We start from the raw sequence: 4,098 nt of genomic DNA on the forward strand, positions 1-4,098 counted from the left end.
CGCTCGGGTCATAAGCAATCCAGCTATGTGGCAAAGAGCGCCACGTCGCTGGATCGACTTATGCCTGTCGCGTCTAGAAGGCGCCTTCCGCTTTTCTTATGTTAAAATGAATCTATAGAAGGAAGGGTGGTTTTATTGATGAAGCATATTGTTGAGGCTACAGCTGGGAAAGCGGCCGTCAGTATACATCAAGCTGAAAAGGTAATCGCATTACTTGACCAAGGAAACACTGTCCCATTCATTGCGCGGTACCGAAAAGAAGAAACAGGTTCGTTGGACGAAGTGCAAATTAAAGCAGTTGAAGATGCCTATAGTTATGTGAAAGGTCTTGAGCAGCGTAAAGAAGAGGTAATTCGTCTTATCGATGAACAGGGGAAACTGGATGACGATTTGAGGAAATCGATTGAGAGTGCTACCGTTTTGCAAAGAATTGAGGACTTATACAGGCCTTTCAAGCAAAAAAGACGGACGCGTGCCATGATTGCAATTGAAAGTGGTCTTGAACCTCTAGCGAAAAAACTGATGGAGTTTTCGGGGAATTTGCCGGAAGACCTTGCCGTACCTTTCCTTAATGGAGAGGTCGGAGTAAATACGGTTGAAGATGCACTGGCTGGAGCCCGAGACATTGTAGCTGAACAATTTGCGGATGATGCCGCAATACGGGAAAACATACGCAAGGTAGCATGGTCAGATGGCATGATTATATCTACGGTCCGCAAAGGGGCAGAGGACAAGCGTGACGTTTTCGAAAACTACTATGAATATGAAGAGCCTTTGAAAAAAATCGTTCCACACCGTGTTCTTGCATTAAATCGCGGTGAAAAAGAAGATGTGTTACGTGTCGGTATTTCTTTCCCAAGTGAACGAATTATCGGAGGACTTGAGCGTGAGTTGATTCGTAAATCACATTCGCCTTCTGCGCCACATGTAAAAGAAGCGATTGAAGATGCATTTAAACGTTTGATTGCTCCGTCGATAGAGCGGGAAATTAGGGCAGCACTTACTGAAAAGGCCGAAGAGCAAGCAATTCACGTATTTTCGGAAAACTTGAAAAGTCTTCTTCTACAACCGCCATTGAAAGGGAAAGTGGTATTAGGCCTTGATCCGGCCTTCCGGACAGGGTGTAAACTTGCCATCGTTGATGAAACAGGGAAATTGCTGGAGATATCCGTGATTTATCCGCATCAACCCAGAATGGAAAAGGAAAAATCGAAACGTGCTATTTTAGAGTTATTGAAAAAGTATCCGATCACGATTATTGCAATAGGTAACGGAACAGCTTCGCGTGAATCGGAATTGTTCATAGTTGAATGTATAAAAGAGGCGCAGGCAGGTGTTTCGTATGTCATTGTGAATGAAGCGGGTGCCAGTGTTTATTCAGCGTCGGCTCAAGCTCGGGATGAGTTCCCTGATCTTCAAGTTGAGCAGCGGAGTGCAGTTTCAATAGCAAGGCGTTTACAGGATCCGTTATCAGAACTTGTGAAAATTGATCCGGGCTCGGTTGGTGTTGGGCAATACCAGCATGATGTAGCGAAAAAACGACTTTCCGAATCATTATCATTCGTAGTTGAAACAGCTGTGAACCGGGTAGGTGTAGATGTTAACACTGCATCCTCGTCGTTACTTCAATATGTGGCGGGTCTGTCCAAGACTGTCGCGGAAAACATTGTGAAATCGCGTGAAGAGAATGGATTGTTTACAAAGCGTAATCAATTGAAGAAAGTACCTCGCCTCGGAGCGAAGACTTATGAACAAGCGATTGGTTTCTTACGGGTGCTGGGTGCAAAGGATCCATTTGATTCAACAGGGATTCACCCCGAAAGTTATCAATTGGCGGAGCAAGTATTAGAAGAAGCGGATGCAAGCAAGAAATTACTAGGTAAGAAAGAAACTGCGGATGCATTGTCTGCGCTCGATATCAAAGCTTTAGCGATTAAGTTAGATGTTGGGGAAGTGACATTGAAAGATATTATCGAAACACTTCAAAGACCAAATCGGGATCCGCGTGATGATTATCCGCAACCACTCTTAAAAGCAGATGTACTCGATATGAAGGATCTATACGAAGGCCTTGAAATGCAAGGAACCGTTCGAAATGTTGTGGACTTCGGCGCTTTTGTTGATATTGGCGTAACGGAAGATGGCCTCGTTCATATTTCGAAATTGAAAAAAGGATATGTAAAACATCCACTTGACGTCGTTTCTTCAGGAGATATCGTAACTGTGTGGGTGGAAGGTGTAGATAAAGGAAAAGGACGTATTTCTCTGACGATGTTACCGCCATCAGCAAAATGACGACTAAAAAGGAGGGGATGGCTATGACGGATGAAGAATTGAAGGAACTTATTGAAAGTATTTCCTTAGATGCATTCGGAAAGCCGTTCATCCATATTGCTCGATTTAATAAAAGGTTAAGGACAACGGGTGGGCGCTATATGCTTTCAACTCATTCCATTGAAATTAATCCATTGGTTTTAGAAGTGCATGGAACTGAAGAGTTGGTTGGTGTAATCAAACATGAACTCTGTCATTACCATCTTCATATAGAAGGAAGAGGTTATCGTCATCGCGATGCAGATTTCAGAGATTTGCTTAAGCGCACGTCTTCTCCGAGGTTTTGCCGACCACTTACAGAAGGAAACAAGAGGGTGTATTCGATGTATGTATATGAGTGCGCATCATGTAGGCTACTTTATAAGCGGAGAAGAAGGATGGACGTTAGGAAATATAGATGTAGTAAATGTGCAGGGGAAATTATAGCTCTACTAGCTGTAAAGTGAATGTTGAGGACGCGGTGAGGGGCTGCAAACCGTACTCCAAACGTGTTCTCAATAATACTTAAAACTAAATGAAGGAAAAGTGTTGACGAAATGAGAAACTCTGTTTATAATAAGAAAAGTCGGTTGGGAACGACGCGCAAGACATTAACAAATGCGCTTCCCATACATAAGGCAAACATTATAGATGGCCCCTTGGTCAAGCGGTTAAGACACCGCCCTTTCACGGCGGTATCACGGGTTCGAATCCCGTAGGGGTCACCAAGATTTTTCCGATACGAAGTATCGAAAAGAATCATCCTAAATTTCAAAACAAAGTTTTGAAAAGAGTAATCCTAAAAACTTGAAACGAAGTTTTAGGAAATGAAAACTGTGTACAGCAAAAATAATTTGCTGAGCGCAATATCGGTGGGGTATAGCCAAGCGGTAAGGCATCGGACTTTGACTCCGTCATCGTTGGTTCGAATCCAGCTACCCCAGCCAAAATTTTAGAATGCTAAAGCATTAGCAAATGTTTTAACTGCACTATGCGGATAGAGCACAAGAAGAGTATTTCAGTTCTAAGGAATTATGAATTACATCTTCTATATAATAGAGAGCCATTAGCTCAGTTGGTAGAGCATCTGACTTTTAATCAGAGGGTCGCAGGTTCGAATCCTGCATGGCTCATCATTTCTTTGAAAAAAGTGTTGACAAATGAACTGAATCATATATAATAAGGTTTGTCGCTAAAACAATGCGGTAGTGGCGGAACGGCAGACGCGCTAGGTTGAGGGCCTAGTGGGGGTTAACCCCGTGGAGGTTCAAGTCCTCTTTACCGCACCAAACAACTTGTTTAGTAAATGGTCCTTCTACCTCGGTGGACAGAGTGAAGCTTTAAGAATCAAATGGTTAACATTCAACTAACGTCGGATGTGCCAATATTATGCGGGTGTAGTTTAGTGGTAAAACCTCAGCCTTCCAAGCTGATGATGAGAGTTCGATTCTCTTCACCCGCTCCATACTATTTACTGAAACACATAAGAAATTATCCGATAGAAGTTAATTTAAAAAAGTTGTTGACTTCGTGAAAAGGATATGTTAAACTTAAGAAGTTGTCGTTTGGTTGACAGCTAAATAAGAAACGTTGGAGTCGAACTTGATTCCGCTAACAATGAACCTTGAAAACTGAACAGCAAAACATCAATGAAATACAGCGAGAGTGCTAACGCACTCGAGCAAAACGTTTCTAACTAAACCAGCTTCGGTTGGTCGAAAAGAAACACACACAAGAATCTTCGGATTCGAGTCAGCAAGAAATGAGCTATTCATTTTCTTCTAT

2 protein-coding genes and 5 tRNA genes are annotated in these 4,098 nt (G+C 42.6%); all 7 read left to right on the forward strand.

Annotated elements, in window-relative coordinates:
- Positions 1-138: 138 nt before the first annotated feature.
- The 7 genes from I2484_RS20745 to I2484_RS20775 all read left to right on the forward strand — a co-directional run bounded on the left by I2484_RS20745 (position 139) and on the right by I2484_RS20775 (position 3,778).
- A complete protein-coding gene (locus I2484_RS20745) occupies positions 139-2,295 on the forward strand; it encodes a Tex family protein (protein ID WP_207152953.1) in 2,157 nt (718 codons plus the stop codon).
- Between the two features lie 23 nt (positions 2,296-2,318).
- Entirely contained in the window at positions 2,319-2,780 is a 462-nt protein-coding gene (locus I2484_RS20750) for a SprT family protein (protein ID WP_207152954.1), read from the forward strand.
- 186 nt (positions 2,781-2,966) lie between these two features.
- Positions 2,967-3,041: transfer RNA gene (locus tag I2484_RS20755), tRNA-Glu, on the forward strand.
- A 145-nt stretch (positions 3,042-3,186) separates the two neighbouring features.
- A tRNA-Gln gene (locus I2484_RS20760) sits at positions 3,187-3,260 on the forward strand.
- Between the two features lie 113 nt (positions 3,261-3,373).
- Positions 3,374-3,446: transfer RNA gene (locus I2484_RS20765), tRNA-Lys, on the forward strand.
- Positions 3,447-3,515: 69 nt separating this feature from the next.
- Positions 3,516-3,602 (forward strand) — tRNA-Leu (locus I2484_RS20770).
- A gap of 102 nt (positions 3,603-3,704) precedes the next feature.
- Positions 3,705-3,778 (forward strand) — tRNA-Gly (locus tag I2484_RS20775).
- The last annotated feature ends 320 nt before the right edge of the window (positions 3,779-4,098 follow it).

Origin of the sequence: Sporosarcina sp. E16_8 (assembly GCF_017347095.1) — a bacterium.
Taxonomy (GTDB): domain Bacteria; phylum Bacillota; class Bacilli; order Bacillales_A; family Planococcaceae; genus Sporosarcina.

Coding starts and splice junctions, on each gene's coding strand:
- I2484_RS20745 (WP_207152953.1), top strand. CDS start 139: ATGAAGCATATTGTTGAGGCTACAGCTGGGAAAGCGGCCGTCAGTATA.
- I2484_RS20750 (WP_207152954.1), top strand. CDS start 2,319: ATGACGGATGAAGAATTGAAGGAACTTATTGAAAGTATTTCCTTAGAT.